Origin of the sequence: Paenibacillus hunanensis (assembly GCF_034055775.1) — a bacterium.
Classification (GTDB): Bacteria; Bacillota; Bacilli; order Paenibacillales; family Paenibacillaceae; genus Saccharibacillus; species Saccharibacillus hunanensis.
This window is the reverse complement of the sequence record NZ_CP139194.1, coordinates 5331133-5348105: the sequence shown is the minus strand read 5'-3', so window position 1 is coordinate 5348105 and position 16973 is coordinate 5331133. Positions and strand designations below refer to the sequence as shown.

The 16973-nt window shown below is 48.7% G+C and carries 15 protein-coding genes and 1 riboswitch; of the genes, 8 read left to right on the top strand and 7 right to left on the bottom strand.

All coding sequences use genetic code 11. The annotated features are described in order from the left end of the window. Positions 1–87: 87 nt before the first annotated feature. The 5 genes from SK066_RS21750 (at position 88) to nfsA (ending at position 5636) form a co-directional block, all read left to right on the top strand. Positions 88–459, top strand: a complete 372-nt coding sequence (locus SK066_RS21750; protein WP_407673718.1) for a metal-sensitive transcriptional regulator — start codon at positions 88–90, stop codon at positions 457–459. A 92-nt stretch (positions 460–551) separates the two neighbouring features. Further along, a complete protein-coding gene (locus SK066_RS21745; protein ID WP_188775849.1) occupies positions 552–764 on the top strand; it encodes a copper ion binding protein in 213 nt (70 codons plus the stop codon). A gap of 102 nt (positions 765–866) precedes the next feature. Next, positions 867–1583, top strand: coding sequence for a DUF4274 domain-containing protein (locus tag SK066_RS21740; protein ID WP_320542983.1), 717 nt, complete (start codon positions 867–869; stop codon positions 1581–1583). Positions 1584–2189: 606 nt separating this feature from the next. Beyond that, on the top strand, positions 2190–4577 hold the full coding sequence (locus SK066_RS21735) for a heavy metal translocating P-type ATPase (protein ID WP_320544938.1): 2388 nt from the start codon (positions 2190–2192) through the stop codon (positions 4575–4577). Between the two features lie 315 nt (positions 4578–4892). Beyond that, on the top strand, positions 4893–5636 hold the full coding sequence (gene nfsA, locus SK066_RS21730; RefSeq protein WP_320542982.1) for an oxygen-insensitive NADPH nitroreductase: 744 nt from the start codon (positions 4893–4895) through the stop codon (positions 5634–5636). Positions 5637–5776: 140 nt separating this feature from the next. On the opposite strand, the gene SK066_RS21725 is transcribed toward nfsA, so the two are convergent. The 7 genes from SK066_RS21725 to SK066_RS21695 all read right to left on the bottom strand — a co-directional run bounded on the left by SK066_RS21725 (position 5777) and on the right by SK066_RS21695 (position 13036). After that, positions 5777–7018, bottom strand: a complete 1242-nt coding sequence (locus SK066_RS21725) for a hypothetical protein (RefSeq protein WP_320542981.1) — start codon at positions 7016–7018, stop codon at positions 5777–5779. A 131-nt stretch (positions 7019–7149) separates the two neighbouring features. Next, positions 7150–8535 (bottom strand): MDR family MFS transporter, encoded by a 1386-nt coding sequence (locus SK066_RS21720; protein WP_320542980.1) that lies wholly within the window; start codon positions 8533–8535, stop codon positions 7150–7152. A 167-nt stretch (positions 8536–8702) separates the two neighbouring features. Then, complete coding sequence (locus SK066_RS21715; protein WP_320542979.1) at positions 8703–9497, bottom strand: TatD family hydrolase; 795 nt, start codon at positions 9495–9497, stop codon at positions 8703–8705. After that, complete coding sequence (locus SK066_RS21710) at positions 9494–10354, bottom strand: ABC transporter ATP-binding protein (RefSeq protein WP_320542978.1); 861 nt, start codon at positions 10352–10354, stop codon at positions 9494–9496. The genes SK066_RS21715 and SK066_RS21710 overlap by 4 nt, the downstream gene beginning before the upstream one ends. Before the next feature lies 1 nt (position 10355). Then, complete coding sequence (locus SK066_RS21705) at positions 10356–11138, bottom strand: ABC transporter permease (RefSeq protein WP_188776071.1); 783 nt, start codon at positions 11136–11138, stop codon at positions 10356–10358. After that, on the bottom strand, positions 11138–11428 hold the full coding sequence (locus SK066_RS21700; protein ID WP_188775841.1) for a thiamine-binding protein: 291 nt from the start codon (positions 11426–11428) through the stop codon (positions 11138–11140). Before SK066_RS21700 ends, SK066_RS21705 begins: the two co-directional genes overlap by 1 nt. Positions 11429–12004: 576 nt before the next feature. Continuing rightward, the gene (locus SK066_RS21695) at positions 12005–13036 is read right to left on the bottom strand and encodes an ABC transporter substrate-binding protein (protein WP_320542977.1); all 1032 of its coding nucleotides are present in this window, start codon (positions 13034–13036) and stop codon (positions 12005–12007) included. A 105-nt stretch (positions 13037–13141) separates the two neighbouring features. Further along, positions 13142–13253, bottom strand: a riboswitch (TPP riboswitch). Positions 13254–13470: 217 nt separating this feature from the next. Between SK066_RS21695 and SK066_RS21690 the strand changes: the two genes are divergently transcribed. From SK066_RS21690 to SK066_RS21680, 3 genes are all read left to right on the top strand, one after another. Continuing rightward, positions 13471–13887 (top strand): pyridoxamine 5'-phosphate oxidase family protein, encoded by a 417-nt coding sequence (locus SK066_RS21690; protein ID WP_188775839.1) that lies wholly within the window; start codon positions 13471–13473, stop codon positions 13885–13887. A gap of 509 nt (positions 13888–14396) precedes the next feature. Then, a complete protein-coding gene (locus SK066_RS21685; protein ID WP_188775838.1) occupies positions 14397–14615 on the top strand; it encodes an aspartyl-phosphate phosphatase Spo0E family protein in 219 nt (72 codons plus the stop codon). A 205-nt stretch (positions 14616–14820) separates the two neighbouring features. Beyond that, positions 14821–16488, top strand: a complete 1668-nt coding sequence (locus SK066_RS21680) for a hypothetical protein (RefSeq protein WP_320542976.1) — start codon at positions 14821–14823, stop codon at positions 16486–16488. Positions 16489–16973: the final 485 nt, after the last annotated feature.

Sequence of the window (16973 nt, the reverse complement as noted above, 5' to 3'; positions counted from 1 at the left end):
ATGTTAGGATGGATGTATAACGATTTGCTTTTTGGGTTGTCCGGTTAAGCTCAGACAGCTAAGAGCAGACGTGAAGGGGGACGCGCAATGGAAAATATGAACGCCAGTGAGCAGGAAATGGTCGCGACGGAGCTACCGAATAAGAACGATGTAGACGCTTGTGCAGCCGGCGATCATTCCGGTCGCCAGAGTCACCACTCGGAAGAAATGAAGCACAATCTGGTACGTCGATTAAACCGTGTCGAGGGTCAGATTCGAGGTATTAAGGGCATGATCGAGAAGGACACGTATTGTGATGATGTGTTAAATCAGATCGCCGCTGCTCAATCAGCACTGAACTCGGTTGGTCGATTGCTGCTAGAGGGTCATATGAAAAGCTGTGTGGTGGAACGGATCGAATCCGGTGAGCATGAAGTCATTGACGAGCTACTGGTCACGATCAATAAGCTGTTGAAATAAATTGAAATAAAACGTTTTTCCTTTACAGATGAAGCATTGCTATGTCATTCGTGCAGGCGAGTACATTAAACGATATCAAGGAGGCTATTAGGATGGCACAGGTAAAATTAGAAGTAGAAGGTATGTCCTGTCAGCATTGCGTACAAGCAGTTGAAGGCGCACTGGCGGAGATTGGTGCAAGCGGTAAAGTCAATTTGGAAGGCAAATCGGTTGATATCAGCTACGATGAATCCAAGCTGGACGTGGTCAAGCTGACCGAAGCGATTGAAGAGCAGGGCTATGATGTGATCTCTGCTGGTGCCTGAGCATCACAGATCAGCAGATAAACAGGTAGCTTAGAAATAGCGACAACTAAACGGCACTGGCTTCATATGACATTATAGCTGAGGAACGAAGGAGTGCACGCCATGAACTGGAAAGAATTATGCCGAAGTGGCACGCTGGAGCAATTGCAACTTGCCCTTCAGCAATCCGATGTGAACGAGCGGGATGAACGGGGACGCACACCGCTCATGCTATGCATTACGAACAAGCGACCTGTAGACCAGCTTTCCATGCTAATCGAGCATGGTGCTGATCTGGAGGCAAGGGATAAGCTGGGTGAAACCGCGCTATTCAAGTCGGTCAAGTTCAAGCAATATGCAGGCTTACAGCTACTGGTCGAAGCAGGAGCAAAGCTTGATCATGCGCAAGGCTTGCCACATACTGCCTGGTATGAAGCGCATCGGCGTGGTGATATTACGGCTGCCGAGCTGCTTGGCAATACACCGGGCGCGATTCGCTTACGTTTGACCGATGAAGAGCAGGCGATTGTGGATCAGGTCATATACGAGGAATCGGTAGAGGCTGCCTGTGAGATCATTCGCCATATCCAGACTGCCGCTGTTCTGCACGCTGTCGTCCAGAGCTATAACTGGGATGATAGCTATGCACCGATGCAGACGGTAGCTCAGCATCCATTATGCCAGTGGTTGACCCATTATCTTATGTTCGAGCTGCTGGAAGGTGAATACTGGCTCGGTATGGAGCAAGAAGAGATCGACAATCGACTGGATGGACGTCACTGGTACGAATTGGCGGTATTATTGAAGCAAAAGCTGAACCGTGAATATAGACACAGTTAGATGATATAAGTCCAGTTAGTTAGCGTAGTGACAAGAAGTTAACACTGTGAATAGTTATCGTAGTGAATAGAATATAGCTGAAAAGCCTGATTCGTAAGAATGCTCTGGAGTGTAGAATCAGGTTTTTTCAGGGATGATATATACCCCCCTCCTGTATATGGATGAGGATAAAGCGAATGTAGCATATAAAGACGACGAGTCATTTTCTATTTTCCTTTCACAAAAGGATATCTACGCAGGTGAGGATAGGCGGTAGTGGTGTAATGGTATGGTGAATTGCAAGCCTTTATTGGAGCTTTACAGCTATAGGCATGTGAATCTATCCAATGAGAGGCACATGGAACACTTCGTAAGCAGTATAGAACATAAGACGCAAACAAAAAACGGCGCACATATAAGATATACGCTTATCTATCCGTTATTAGAAATGATCGATGTTCAGGTACGATGTATTTCTTTTATAGCATCATTTATATCAAAGGAGGTATACCCATGACTCAGCATGAGCCTGAACCGAATACAACAACTCCAGCTCCGGACACCCCATCCGAAGCAGCGGCTCCTTCTGTTGCCGAGCTTCAACAATTAAAGCTGCAAATCGGCGGTATGACCTGTGCTGCCTGTGCGACACGGATCGAAAAGGGACTGCGTCGTATGGACGGTGTGGCAGAAGCGAATGTGAATCTGGCAATGGAAAATGCACTGGTCACGTATAATCCGAAGCAGCTACAGGCAGACGAGATTGAGCAAAAAATCGGGAAGCTCGGCTACTCGGTGCTGCATGAGACGGTGTATCTGGACATTTCTGGTATGACGTGTGCGGCTTGCTCTGCTCGCATCGAAAAAGGGCTGAACCGAATGGAGGGCATATCCGAGGCACAGGTGAATCTGATGCTGGAAACGGCACGGGTGAGCTTTGATGCAGGTACAGTCAGTGTGCAGGATATTACGGATAAAGTAGCACGTCTCGGTTATAAGGCGACGGTTCAGGAACAGGAGGGAGCGGAGGAACGCCGCCATCAATTGCAGCATCAACGCGGCTTGCAGCTGATCAGTTCGCTGATATTATCGTTACCGTTGTTGTGGACGATGGTGGCGCATTTTAGCTTCACATCATGGATCTATATGCCGCATGTACTGATGATTCCGTGGGTGCAATGGCTGCTCGCCACGCCGGTACAGCTTGTGATCGGCTGGCAATTTTACCGTGGTGCGTATAAGGCACTTCGCGGCGGTAGTGCGAATATGGACGTGCTCGTTGTGCTGGGGACATCAGCGGCTTATTTTTACAGCGTATTTCTGATGATTCGTGAGTGGATCGAGCCAGGCTTTCAGGCTCCACTGTATTTTGAAGTAAGTAGTATGCTGATTACGCTGATTCTGCTGGGCAAATGGCTGGAGCATCGTGCGAAAAGTCGTTCCTCGTCAGCGATTCGCAGTCTGATGAATCTGCGCGCTCAGCATGCACTTGTCGAGCGAGATGGACAAGAGGTACAGATTGCAGCTGAAGAGGTACGCGTCGGTGATATCGTGATCGTGAAGCCCGGTGAGAAGATTCCTGTCGATGGCATCGTACTGGAGGGACGTTCCTCGGTCGATGAGTCGATGCTGACAGGCGAGAGTCTGCCGGTAGATAAAACGAACGGAGATCGTGTGATCGGAGCGACGATTAACCAGAATGGGCGACTACGCTTTCGCGCTGAGCGAATCGGCAAGCATACCGCTCTGGCGCAAATTATTCAGGTCGTGGAGCAGGCTCAGGTGTCCAAGGCACCTATTCAGCGCATGTCAGATGTCATCTCCGGTATATTCGTACCGATCGTGATCGGCATTGCGCTGCTAACGTTTGGGATCTTTTACTTTGGAGTGGAGCCGGGACAATTCAGCGGAGCACTGGAAAAGGCAATCGCTGTGCTGGTGATCGCCTGTCCGTGTGCACTGGGTCTGGCAACGCCAACCTCGATCATGGCAGGCTCAGGTAGAGCTGCCGAGTATGGCATCCTGTTCAAGGGCGGCGAGCATCTGGAGACGGCGCATCGCATTGATACGGTTGTACTGGATAAGACCGGTACGATCACACGCGGTGAGCCGGTATTAACCGACTGGTATGCGGAGCCAAATGTATTGCCAGAGGCAGCATGGCTGGCACTTGTAGCTGGAGCAGAAGGTGCATCCGAGCACCCACTGGCGCGTGCAATTGTGCAGGGCTTACAGGAGCAGCAGGTGACACCCGCGCCGCTTCAATCCTTTGACAATATACCGGGCAAGGGTATCACCGCTATCAGTGGGCAGCATACGATTCGTATCGGTACACGCCTGCTGATGCAGGAGGCAGGGATAGCCACAGACACGCTGGAGGCTGCGCTTCAAGAGCTGGAACAGCAGGGGAAAACGGTGATGCTCACCGCTGTAAATGATCGCTACGCAGGTTGGATTGCCGTTGCCGATACCGTCAAGGACACATCTGCCAGAGCCATCGAGCGGCTACAGCAAATGGGGCTGAACGTTATCATGATCACAGGCGATAACGAACGCACAGCACAAGCGATTGCCGCACAGACTGGCATCAAGCAGATGCTGGCAGGTGTGCTGCCTGAAGGCAAAGCCGCCGCGATCAAGCGTCTGCAAGACGAAGGGCGCATCGTAGCGATGGTAGGCGATGGCATCAATGACGCTCCTGCACTTGCTACTGCGAATACTGGCATCGCTATCGGCACTGGAACCGATGTTGCCATGGAAGCCGCCGACATCACCCTGATGCGCGGTGATCTCGACGGTATCGCTGACGCGATCATGATCAGCCGCCGCACCATCCGCAATATCCGTCAAAACCTATTCTGGGCACTCGCCTATAACGTCATCGGCATCCCCATCGCAGCCATCGGCTTACTCGCCCCATGGCTAGCGGGAGCTGCAATGGCATTCAGCTCCGTATCTGTCGTGCTTAATTCCCTGCGCCTACAGCGAATTAAGCTGCAACGTGAGCAGGTCTGATCTGAAATGCTAGATAGACGAATAATCGATACGGTTACAGACGATGCAGCGCTATATAGATACACGATAGGGTATCTAATTACCAATGGATCTATTGCTGATCGCTGACAGCAGTTTGCTATTCCGTAGATTCCTGTGTTCCACCAGAAGACATATCTCTATTCCTTACCGGAAGTGATGGTTGCCCAAAACTGCTTATCGTCCATATCATCAAACACTCCATCCCCTGCGTGATTTGGCTTCTATTGTGTTAATAAGGTAATATACTTATGAAACATTAGTAGAGAACCACATGCAGACAGGAGTGACTACCGGATGAATGATACAATCCGTTTATTAATGAATCACCGCTCGATCCGCAGCTACAAGCCAGACGCGGTAACCGACGAACAATTAGAAGCCATTGTAGCAGCAGGGCAGATGGCGTCCAGCTCTAGCAATGTGCAGGCGTATAGCGTGATTGCAGTAAAAGATCCTGAGCGCAAAGCAAGCCTTGCCCATATGGCAGGAAGTCAGCGTTACATCGAAGAATGCCCCGTATTCCTCGTATGGTGTGCAGACCTGTATCGTTTGGAGCACGCCGTACAGAAGCATGCGCCAGAAAAGGAATCGTATGTAGATGCCGTCGAGAACTTTATCGTTGCAACCGCAGATGTGACACTGGCTGCTCAGAACGCAGCGATCGCTGCTGAATCGATGGGTCTGGGCGTTGTATACATTGGCGGTATCCGTACCGATATCGAGGGTGTATCCGAGCTGCTGGGCTTACCGGAGTACGTTTACCCGATCTATGGTATGTGCCTCGGCTACCCTAATCAGGAGCCAGGCCTGCGCCCACGCTTGCCGCTGAAGGCAGTATTGCATCACGAAGCCTACGATGCAGATGCAACATTGCAAGCGGTAGAGGAATACGATGATACGATGGTACAGTATCTCACCGAACGCACAGGCGGCACCAAAAAAACGCCATGGTCTGAACAGATGGCGCAGAAGTTCACCACACCTTCTCGCATGCAGCTGAAGGGATTTTTGGAGAAGAAGGGTTTTAATAAGCGTTGATATGCTACTTTGAAATGTCATATATGCTAATACAGTAGACGTATAGCTGGCTTGAATAAATATAAAAATAGAGCGACTTTTCCCATTCGAATTTGGAGAAAAGTCGCTCTTTTTGAATTAATAATAAGCTCTAGTGCGGCTTATGATTGTTGGATATGAAGAAGGAATGGTGTTCGATTATTGTGCAAGTCAGGCATGAACAGCATTATGCGTGAACCTATGTCGTGCATTAGCATTTCATGAGTTTGTGCATTATAAAACTGAATATGTTCCATTCCAAGCGAGTCTTTATATTTGACAACCATCAGCTTTTCATCAAAAAATTCTACAGTATGCTCTAGTTTCAGACTGTAAGGTAATATATCCGAATTTAAATGATAAACCTTTTTGGTTGATTGATCTTGATCTATAACAATCCCGATTGAATATGTTTCATTAATGAACACTCGCTCTAATTCCATAGTAAAGTGTAACGAATGTTTAGCTTGCGTGCTTAATTCATAATGAATTAATTCTGATGAACCAGTAGCAAAATGTGTTTTAAGTAGAAAGATTTGATTGTTAAATTGAATATGCTGTACATACCCGGCAGAGAAGTCACATTCATCTAAGATAAAATGATCTCCTAAGCTCTGGTATTCTTTGATAGCCGCAATCCATTGTTGTAGAGGAATGATGATTCTAGTTTGGTGACTCATCGTGTTGTACAAGTCGTGCTTGCGTTGCTTCCACGATTCTCTTTTATTGTTCAGAGAAACTCTACCTGTACTAAGGAGCAAAAAATCAATTCCGTCATACATATGCCGCTCAATATGAGAGAGATTTAGTAAAGAATCATGTTGGCTCAAGTATGACGGAACTGTATAAGCTTGTTGTTCATTCAGATCGATCAGCAAACATTCAGAAAATCCGTAATTCTCATTTCTCGAAAAGGGATCAAGTTCAGGCACTTTGATTAACACATATTGATCATCTAGACTATAGAGCTCAAGACGCCACAGCGAGGAATTTTCAGTATCTTCGGCTATATCATCTATAAAAGAATGACGGTACACTTCGCTTTCTCTCATTGTCTTACAATTGAATGCATATATGATGAGCGTTGCTTCACGGTTCGTCCATTGTAAGCTTGCCGTATGTAGAGTGGTTTGACCCGGAGTATAACTCTCAAAAGATATACAAGAAGAATAAGAAGAAAATTGATGTTGCTGATGAACAGTATCAAAACGCAGAATACCTGCTTGACTATCGGCAGATAGCTCCTCCTCTTGATTCATATCTTTACTTACATGAAAAAAATGAAATCGATCATTGAAAGAAATACCGGAATAATTCAAAAATCTGTCTGGATAGTGACCAATGATATGTAGATTATTCAACATAGAAGCTCCTTGTTCAATAAAATATGCAATATTATTGCTGTGGTTATATCAAACTAGATGCAGTAAGTAAATAGACTGACGCCATTATAAATTCTGACGTCAGTCTATTGCTGTCCATATAAAACTTTCAGTTACTGCTGATGATTCAACAGCTTACTACTCGGCGGCAAGAACAACGCGACCACCAGATTCAGCACCGCTACAGCAAGCATGAGCAGGAACACCGCATGAATCCCATTAGCAATCTGCTCCGGGCTGTCTGCGGTAACGACCGAATTAAACACCAGACCAAATACAGCAACACTAACCGTTTGACCAAGTGAGTTCATCAGTGTATTCGTCGAGGTTGCTACGCTACGCATACGGAAGTCGACGGCGCCCTGAATAATGACCATCGATGGTGTGACGATGCAGCCCATGCCCAGTCCGATCAGCACCAGCGAGGCAACGATCAGTCCATACGTAGAGCCTGCTTGCATAATCGCCACCAGTAGACTGCCTGCTACGACGAGCACCGAGCCGAAGATAATGAGCCATTTGGCACCGATGCGGTACATCAGTCTACCGGACAGCGTCGATGCGAGCGGCCATGCGATCGACATCGGCATGAGCGCAAGCCCTGCCAGTGTTGCACTGGAGCCAGATACATCCTGCATCCAGAGAGCGCAATAGACCGTTACCCCCATCACCATCCAGCGGGTGGTGAAGCCGAGAATATACGGGATATTCAGCACGGGATTGCGGAACAGGCTCAGCGGCAGCATCGGTTCAGACGCTCGACGCTCAATCCACAGGAACAGACCGAGGAAGACAACCGTTACGAGGAACATCACCAGAATTACCGGAGAATTCCACGCATATTCCTCACCGCCTGTGAGTAGAGCGAGCAGTAGAGCGGTCATCCCGACGGTAAAGGTAATCGCACCTGCATAGTCGATCGCCTTTTTCTGCTTGGCGAATGATTCATGATAATACAGGAAAATAAACATGATCGCGATAATGCCAACCGGCAGATTAATAAAGAAAATCCAGCGCCATGAAATATAGTCGACAAAATAACCACCTACCAGTGGCCCGAACAGGCCGGCAATCGACCAGACCGAGGAGAAAATCCCCTGCACCTTGGCGCGTTCCTTACCTGGATACAGATCGCCCACGATCGTAAAGGTCACCGGTGTCAGCGCACCTGCGCCAATCCCTTGCAGCGCGCGATACCAGATCAGCTCGGTCATTGAGCCAGCCAATCCGCACAGCATTGAGCCGACGACGAACAGACCAAGACCAATCGCAAACACGAGCCTGCGACCGTACAGATCGCCAAGCTTACCGAAGATCGGGGTAGCGATGCAGGTTGTTAATGTATAGACGGAGAAAATCCAGCTAATCAGGCTGAGTCCGCCAAGTGAATCAATAATACGTGGTGAAGCCGTACTGACAACGGTAGAATCAAGCGCCCCGATGAATAGGGCAGCCAGCAAGCCCACCGTTACCATCGAGCGGTTCGTTTGCTTGGACATCGAAGCAGTTTCCTTCTTTCTGTATTGGACCTGAGATGTGAATGGCAGGTAATGCCAAATGAATGCGTTCAATATCGTATCCGGTTCGCCCTGTACGGTCAAGTACCAAAATACATCGATTTTACAAAGTCGTCGTTAGCGGATGCTATAGGTAGCCTATCAACGTGCTATAGCTGATATAAACGGCGCGCATTAGCATATAGCTGCTCGGCAGCCGCTGTCTCTTCCAGCCCTTGAATCTGCGCCCATGCACGGCACACTTCACGTACCATCCCAGGTACAGTTGGTCTCCCGGCAAAAGGCCCTTCAAACGGCCACGGCCCATCCGTTTCCGTCATGACCAGTTCCCGCGGATAGACAGCAGCCAGCTCACGAATTTCAGTCTCATACACAATATCCGGTGTAAACGAGATATAATATCCGCGCTGTGCTAGCCGCTTAATCTGCGCCGCAGAGCCTTTAAACCAGTGAAAATGAGCCCGTGTTATGCCGTGCTGCTCTAGCATATCGCATACCGTGTCTGCATCCTCATACACGGCATGTAGCACGACAGGCTTATCGCATCGCTGGGCTAATTGTAGCTGCTGATCCAGCAGATCGATATAGCCCTGTTCATCCAGTGCATAGCCCTCAGCCACTAATTCCTGTCGTCGATAGTAGGGCAGACCGATCTCACCGATCGCTACCGCTTCGCTAATTCGCGCCTCGATCCATTGCAGCAATGCTCCTGTCTGCTGAGGAGTGGGCAATGGCTGCTCAGGATGATAACCATATGCAGGCTTGACGATACCGGGATACGTACGTGCCAGCGATTCGGTACGCTGACACGACTCCCGATTCATCGATACGGCGATCAGCGTATTCAGTCCATGACGCGGCAGCTCACGAATGATAGAGCGCACCTCGCTATCGCGATATTGATCCAGATGAATATGAGCGTCGATCCATGACACTGGGGTCATTTTGCGCTCACCTCCTCGCGCAGCAGCTCGGTCAGTCGTCTGCGTAGGGCAATAAAGGAAGGGCTATCTACCAGCTCCTCACGCCGTGGACGTTCAAAAGGAACCTCAACTCGCTCCAGCACCCGTGCTGGACGATTGGATAGTACATAGATCGTGTCAGATAGCAGTAAAGCTTCTTCAATATGATGCGTGATAAAAACAACAGAGCGCCGATTTTCCTCCCAGATGCGCAGCAGCCAGCTTTGCATTTCACTGCGAGTAAAGGCATCCAGCGCACTGAATGGCTCATCCAGACAGAGTAATGACTGCGGACCAAGCAGTGCGCGCAGGAAAGCGACACGCTGCTGCATTCCGCCAGACAGCATATGTGGATACGCCTGCCGGAATTCGCCCAGACCGACCTTATCCAGCCAGGCTCGCGCCAGCTCTAGCGATTCCTGCTGTGGCAAGCCGGCCGTCTCGCGTGCGAGTACAACATTTTGCTCAATCGTACGCCATGGAAACAGGGCAGGCTGCTGTGGCATATAGCCAGCACGTCCACGCTGTCCATTGATGCGCTTGCCCTGTAGCATAATGGCGCCATCATCGGGCAAGAGTACACCGCCGATCATTTGCAATAATGTACTTTTACCTGAACCCGAAGGCCCGATAATCGAGACAAACTCACCCTCCTGCACAGTAAGCGAGATATTGTCCATCACATGAAGCTGCTTTTTGCCCTTACCGAAGGCTTTGCGAATATGACGTAGCTCCAGAAAAGGCGCGTCTGGCTTTGGAAAATCAGATTGAGCCAGATTCGCAAAATTACTGCTTGGTACGGGGGACTTGTGATCTGTCGATAGATTAGGACTCTTCATCTCATCGTCCTCCTTGTCGTTCATGATTCGTTCGTTGCCAGCGGATACACCAGTGCTCCAGCAGTACGATTAGCGAGAACATCACCAGACTGAGTGCGATCACGATCAGAATCGCTACAAACATCCGATCCGTGCGAAACGCTGATTGCTGCAATAGCATATAATACCCAAGTCCTTGATCACTGCTAATCCATTCCGCAATAATTGCGCCCATGATGCTATATGTTGCGGCGATACGCAGTCCCGAAAAGACAGCAGGCAGACTGTACGGCAGCTCCAGCTTCCAGAAAATCTGACCGCGTGACGCGCCGATCATCTGCATATAATTGAGCATCGTCCGATCGGTTCCAGCAAGTCCACCTAGCGCCGCGACTGTAATCGGGAAGAAGCAGACCAGCACAATCACGATCAGCTTCGACAGGATGCCAAAGCCGAACCAGATAATGAGCAACGGGCCGAGTGCAATCACCGGAATATTTTGACTCAAAATAAGCAGTGGATATAACGCCTGACGAAGAAATGGAATCACATGCAGAATGCCTGCTACCAGTAGACCGATTACCACACCGATGCCAAAGCCCTCCAGTGTGAGTTGTAGCGTCGCCCATGTATGCCCGATCAGACGCTCATAGCTATGGCTCGCTTCGCTTACGATCCGCGCTGGACTGGGGAGAATCCAGTCCTCAATGTGGAAGAATGATGTTGCCGCCTGCCAGAAGATGAGGAACAAAACGACCGCCCCTAAGGGCGGCCATATGCCTTTCCACCAGTCACGTATGGACATTAGCGATACTTCTCCGTCAATCCATTCATACTGATGCCGTCTGGATTGTGGGCGATTTTGATCTGGGAAATGATGCTGGGGCTACCCTTCTCCACAAGCGCCTCATGCATACGACGAACGATATCCAGCAGCTCTGGCAGCTCGCCTTCCATTGTTGTTTCGAGCGGATGCACCTCGTATTTTACGCCGGATGATTGAATGACCTCGATGGCTGTGTCTACGTAATCGTAGGAGTTTTCGCCGGGCTGGGTTTTGGGAATGACCTGGATGCTGAGTAAAGTGTTAGCCATTGTGTGCCTCCTGAAGTGGGAATAAACATCCTTTGCTGGTGCGTGTGTATGTGCAAACTTTTGATTGTGGGGCATCAGACACTACGGGAAGGAATAAGGGGACGGACTCGGGTGGAGCCGCGGGAATCTACGGAGTAGGAGTGGCTTGTAGATTCCCGCCCCTCCAAAGGAGTCCTTTCCCCTTATTTCCTTCCCTTCGTTCCGTGATGCTCGCATCATAATTTGGCATACATGTCTGACAAAGGGATGTTATATTACCAAGGTTATTTTGTATCCGTAAAAGCATGTTACTTTAAATGCACATTTGGAATTCATACCTACTGTATAAAGATATTTTATAAAAAATCATCTGCTTCATCACTGATGGTAATCTAGTTCATACCGCGCAATTTCATCCTAAATCTTACCTTATTCCTAAACCGTACTTTAAATAAGATAAAAGCTACTCTCCAGATAAAATGAAACTCACTTCTCATTAACGCTCCGATGCGTGATCAAAGCAATGAAGCAATATGGAGGTCACAAAGCAACCTCTATAAAATCAAGCATACTCCAAGCAATTACGATTAGTAGCAATTATTTACTCGTTGCAGCTGGTAAGAAATCATTCGTAAATGCTTTGCTGGCGTCGAGTGGTTGTTCGAGTAGTTTTTGCTTGTACATCCAGTCGGCGTAGCCTTTCCATACCTGTTCTTTTTGCAGTCCCCACTGGGAAGCGTCGTCTTGATAGCGTGGAGATAGCCATTCCTGACTGGCTTTGACGAGCTTGGGATCGAGATCGGGTACGGCTTTGGTCAGGATGTCGGCTGCTTTGTCGGGATTGGCGATGGCGTATTCGTAGCCTTTGGCGGTTGCGCTCATAAAGGCTTTGACGAGCTCAGGGTCTTTTTGGATTTGCTGCTCGTTGGTAGTGATGACAGGTGTGTAGTAGTCGAGACTAGGTGAGTAGTCTTTGACGTACAGCATATCCAGTGGTTCGCCGCGCAGCTTGGCTTCGATACCCGTCCAGCCGTAGTAGATCCAGGCAAAATCAATTCCTTTTTTCACGGCTGTAAAATAGTCGGCATCGCCGATGTTGACGCTTTTTACCTTGGTCACATCACCGCCATCGGTATCCATGATCGACTTCATAACGGCTTCTTCCACGGGGGAGCCCCATGCGCCATAGGATTTGCCTTCCATGTCCTTCGGCGTTTTGATACCGCGATCGACCGGTGCGGCAAAGCCGGATGTATTATGCTGAATGACGGCTGCGATGGAGACGAGCGGTACGCCCTGTACACGTGCCTGCGTGACGCTCTCCTGATAGCTGATGCCAAATGGTACTTTACCGGAGGCAACGAGCGTATCCGCGCCGCTCTGACCCGGCTGGATGATCTCTACATTCAAGCCTGCGTCCTTGTAATAGCCTATCTGCTGAGCGACATACAGCCCGGTATGATTCGTATTGGGTGTCCAGTCCAGCACGACCTGTACATCCTTGAGTGCAGGTGAATTGCCGCCTGATGCGCCGGATGAGGTGGTGTTTTGTTTTTGTCCACATGCTGTCATGACAAGCAGTGCACCTGCGATGAGCAGGATGCCCAGTGTAGTTCCGATTCTTCTCATTACGGTTGTTGCTCCCTTCGTAGTAACCCATTCGTCCTGCAAATTGCTGTATAAAATAAAAAAGCGCCCCGGACCCGGGACGACATAGGTGCATATATGAGCTTACATACATGGCATGTGTAGCTTCCTACGCTGGCATTATCCAGATCAGGTATAAGGGTCAGTATTAATCGAATACACTCTCAGCCGGACTCCTCCAGCTCCCCACACGTTATGCGCTTTTTCTAGGTGTAATTATAGACGAGCCGTTCCAGCCTGTCCAGTAGGATAGTGGAAGGGGCGTACGGTTCAGCAGGTAACAGAGCGGGTATGTAACGAGTGGAGACATGAACGCGAACGACGCGACACATGGAACTACAGTGTTAGCGAATTCCTAACACATTAGTGTTAGTGTTCCTCTAAATACTAATTCGAATTGCGGAAGGAGCTTGATCATGAGTACAGCAACTACAGAACAAGCAATCATCAAAGCCCTGGAGAACAATCCATTTTGCGCATTTGGTACAGTAGAAAACAATAAGCCTCGTGTACGTTACATGGCACTATATAATGATGGGCTGCACATCCATCTCGCGACTGACCGCAAAACGCATAAAGTCGAAGAGTTGGAGCAAAACCCGAACTGCTACTTGCTACTTGGTTATGAAAAGGGCGGTAACAGTGAAGTGGTACAGATCGAAGCGACCTGCAAAGTGTCCAGCGATAGCGAGCTGAAGCAACGTGTCTGGAAAGATGAATTTAAAAAATGGCTGGATGGCCCAGACGATCCGGATTATGTTGTACTGGATATCACGCCACAAATGATTGAATATATTGACCAAGACGGTAATCGTCAAACATGGGAAGCCTAATCGCTGACATGTAACGCGTCGATGATCCGACAAAATTAGCGCTATTCAGCGCTTTGGAACAAACGGTAAACGGACTCTGGCACGATTGCTGGGGTCCGTTTTTTGCGCTGTGTGACAGGCATGATGCAAAATACACGTTTATTCGTTATCGAAATTTGTAATATTTACGTATACATACCGACAGAGTGGAACGGATTTTTTGTCAGTTTTTGCTTCCATTATCAGGATAAAATAGGGACTGTAGGAACTTGAAACTGCTTGTAAAATTAAGGTATAACGAATATAAAGCTACAAATTTTAGTTATTAAGCATGTGGCTCATATCGTGTTCATACGGTAGAGTCAAACGATGTTTTTATAGCAGGATGTAGCACCCTATTTCGTATGAGCGATCATACAATAAGGTGACATACCGTTTCCATACGGAGTCTCCTCCATAGCAGCCGCTAGAGCTGCTTGTCAGCGCGGGTTATGGATGCCGGAAGGGATAAACGACGGGAGGTGGTTTCCTTGGATTTGAAAAAGATGGAACAGCAAATCGAGCAGGAGCGCCGTATTTTGAATCAGATGGCTGCCGAGCATGGCATTTGTGACCACCGCGTGATCGATCAATCCGAGCAACTCGATCGGATTATGGATTCCTATCTGTATCATAAACAGCTTAAAAATAGAAAACTGTCTCGTGATTTGAATGACAATTGCTTTCCACAGACACCTTTGGAAGGCTGAAAATGAAAACGCCAAGCTGGCTCTATGCCGGTTTGACGTTTTTTTGTTATGGAGTGAACGAGATGGAAAATGGCGCAGTCATCGTTATCAGGTGGATCGCATCGGGCATACGGTTTATGGTTGCAAACAAGTTTATTGCCAGATGAAGCGATCGTGCAGCATACTTTGAAGCATTCATCGATATGGGGAAGGGGCGGTATGGAGGATGGGCAAACGCAATAACATCGCATCATTATCACCGGACAAGCAATTTTTGATACAGCAGGCAATGGATGAGCTGGATGCACGCTATGATGCAGATGTGCATATGATTCGCGGAGAAGAGGATCAGCATGATACACGGGAAAGTGCACATTACGCGCTTGGACTACTCCTGCGCGGCGGTGCGGAAGAAGTGAAGACAGCCTGCCGGATCATCGAGCAAATTCTTGAGCTACAGCTCGTACAGCCAGGCGAAATCTATGATGGCACCTTCAATACCTCACTGGAACGTCCGGTGCCGCCAGCCGGGCATAGTGCCTGGAGCAGCTTCCCGCCGGGCTTTGGCTATGCGCAGTCTGACGCGCTGGATGAGGTGTATCGCCGTTTTGCCGAATATGGCAAGCTGGCAGGTGATGAGCAGCTCGCACAGCTATTTCGGCAGGCGACAGATGAAGTATTTCCACGTGTATGGGAGAGCTTTGATCCGAACTGGCGTGAATTTATCGCATCGACATTTGCGGTGATATTAGAGCATTTTGAGCATGAATTGCCCGTAGAGCTGGTGGAGCGAATGGATCGTGCGATGCAGCTTACAGTGACGACCTCGCTGGAGCGCTATCGCTCCCAATCGATTCCGACTAATACGAATATTGAGCTAATGCACCTGTTTATTACGCATTATTACGGGCATCGTTATGGACATCTGGAATGGATGACACATGCAGAGCAGGGAGCGGCGATGCTGCACCGTGATTATATAGAGCTACATTCCTTTGCTGAGTTTAATTCCAGCACGTATTATGGCGTTGATCTGACGGTGCTAGGGATGTGGCGTGTGTACGGACGTACACTGTCATTTCGTCATATCGGCTTGGAGCTGGAGCATGGATTATGGCAGGATATCGCCGACTTTTACGGCCCGAAGCTGGAAAATATTTGCGGTCCCTTTGCCCGTAGCTATGAGAATGATATCACTGAGCATAGCTCAATCGGTGTGCTGCTCTATCTGGCGCTTGGCGAAGAATATCGTCACCTGACGCGTGTGAATTGTGAAACCAGTCATAATCTATTGATCGCGCTTGTGGGCGTGGATATGCAGGAGCAGACGAGAGAACGGCTACTGCATCGAGGCACCGAGCGCTTTGTCACCCGTCAATTCAAAGAGCTATGTGAACGCGATCTGCCCGGGCAAAATCGCCATGTATGCACAGCGAAGGCATGGATTACAGATCGGCTGATGATCGGTGGATTGTCGGGCAGTCGCAATACGAATGGACAGATGCACCATGCAACAGCGCATTGGATGACAACAGCTGGAGAGCGGTATTCGATGCGCATGGTGCGGCGCGAGCAGGGGCAGAGCTGGAACACGCATTTACGCGGCATGAGCTTTGAGGTAGAGGTCGGTGTACGCAGGCTGGATATTACAGCACGGTTCCAGACGGATGTGTCGATGGAGCTTGTATTTGAGCTGGATGGTCTGGCGCAGGAGCAGCTTGGCATGACCCAGCAGGGCTGGCATTTACCCGGACTGAACATCATGGTGCATACCGATGCACCTGCACCGACTGTGCTACAGCAGGGCTCACGCGTAGAGATTGTATATGCGGCGGGTAGTAGCAATGCGAGCCGAGATGTACTGCATTTTGCCCTTACCTTTGAAGAGCAATAAAATTGATCTGGCGAGATGGCTCTGTCCTGTGTAGAGATACGATGCTCTATGCAGGACAGTTTCTAGGACGCAGAAGCTATAGCCATCGATAGAGCACAGGGGAAGCATCCGTAGAGCAGACTAAATAGCTTACGATGCGCGATAATAATGCTGGAAGCGAAGACAACAAAGCCATTACATCCTGTTTGAAATACGACACCAACGTAACACCCGATCGTAGCTTTTACATTAAATTTAAAAAAATAGTAAAGAAACGTTAACTTCTGCTTCAAATATTGTAATCAATAGTATACAATTTTACCAAGCAATCGCACGTAAGGAAGTTTGTTAGCTTCGATTTTACCACCGGTCAATATTTAATTGATCTTAGTGAAATGTGCTTTGATCATGCTGTTTGTACATATCTGGCTTCGGCCACCTGTTTTTATGACCGGATTTGGAAGCGATACAAAATGACTCTGATACGTGCCCAACATCATGCGGGA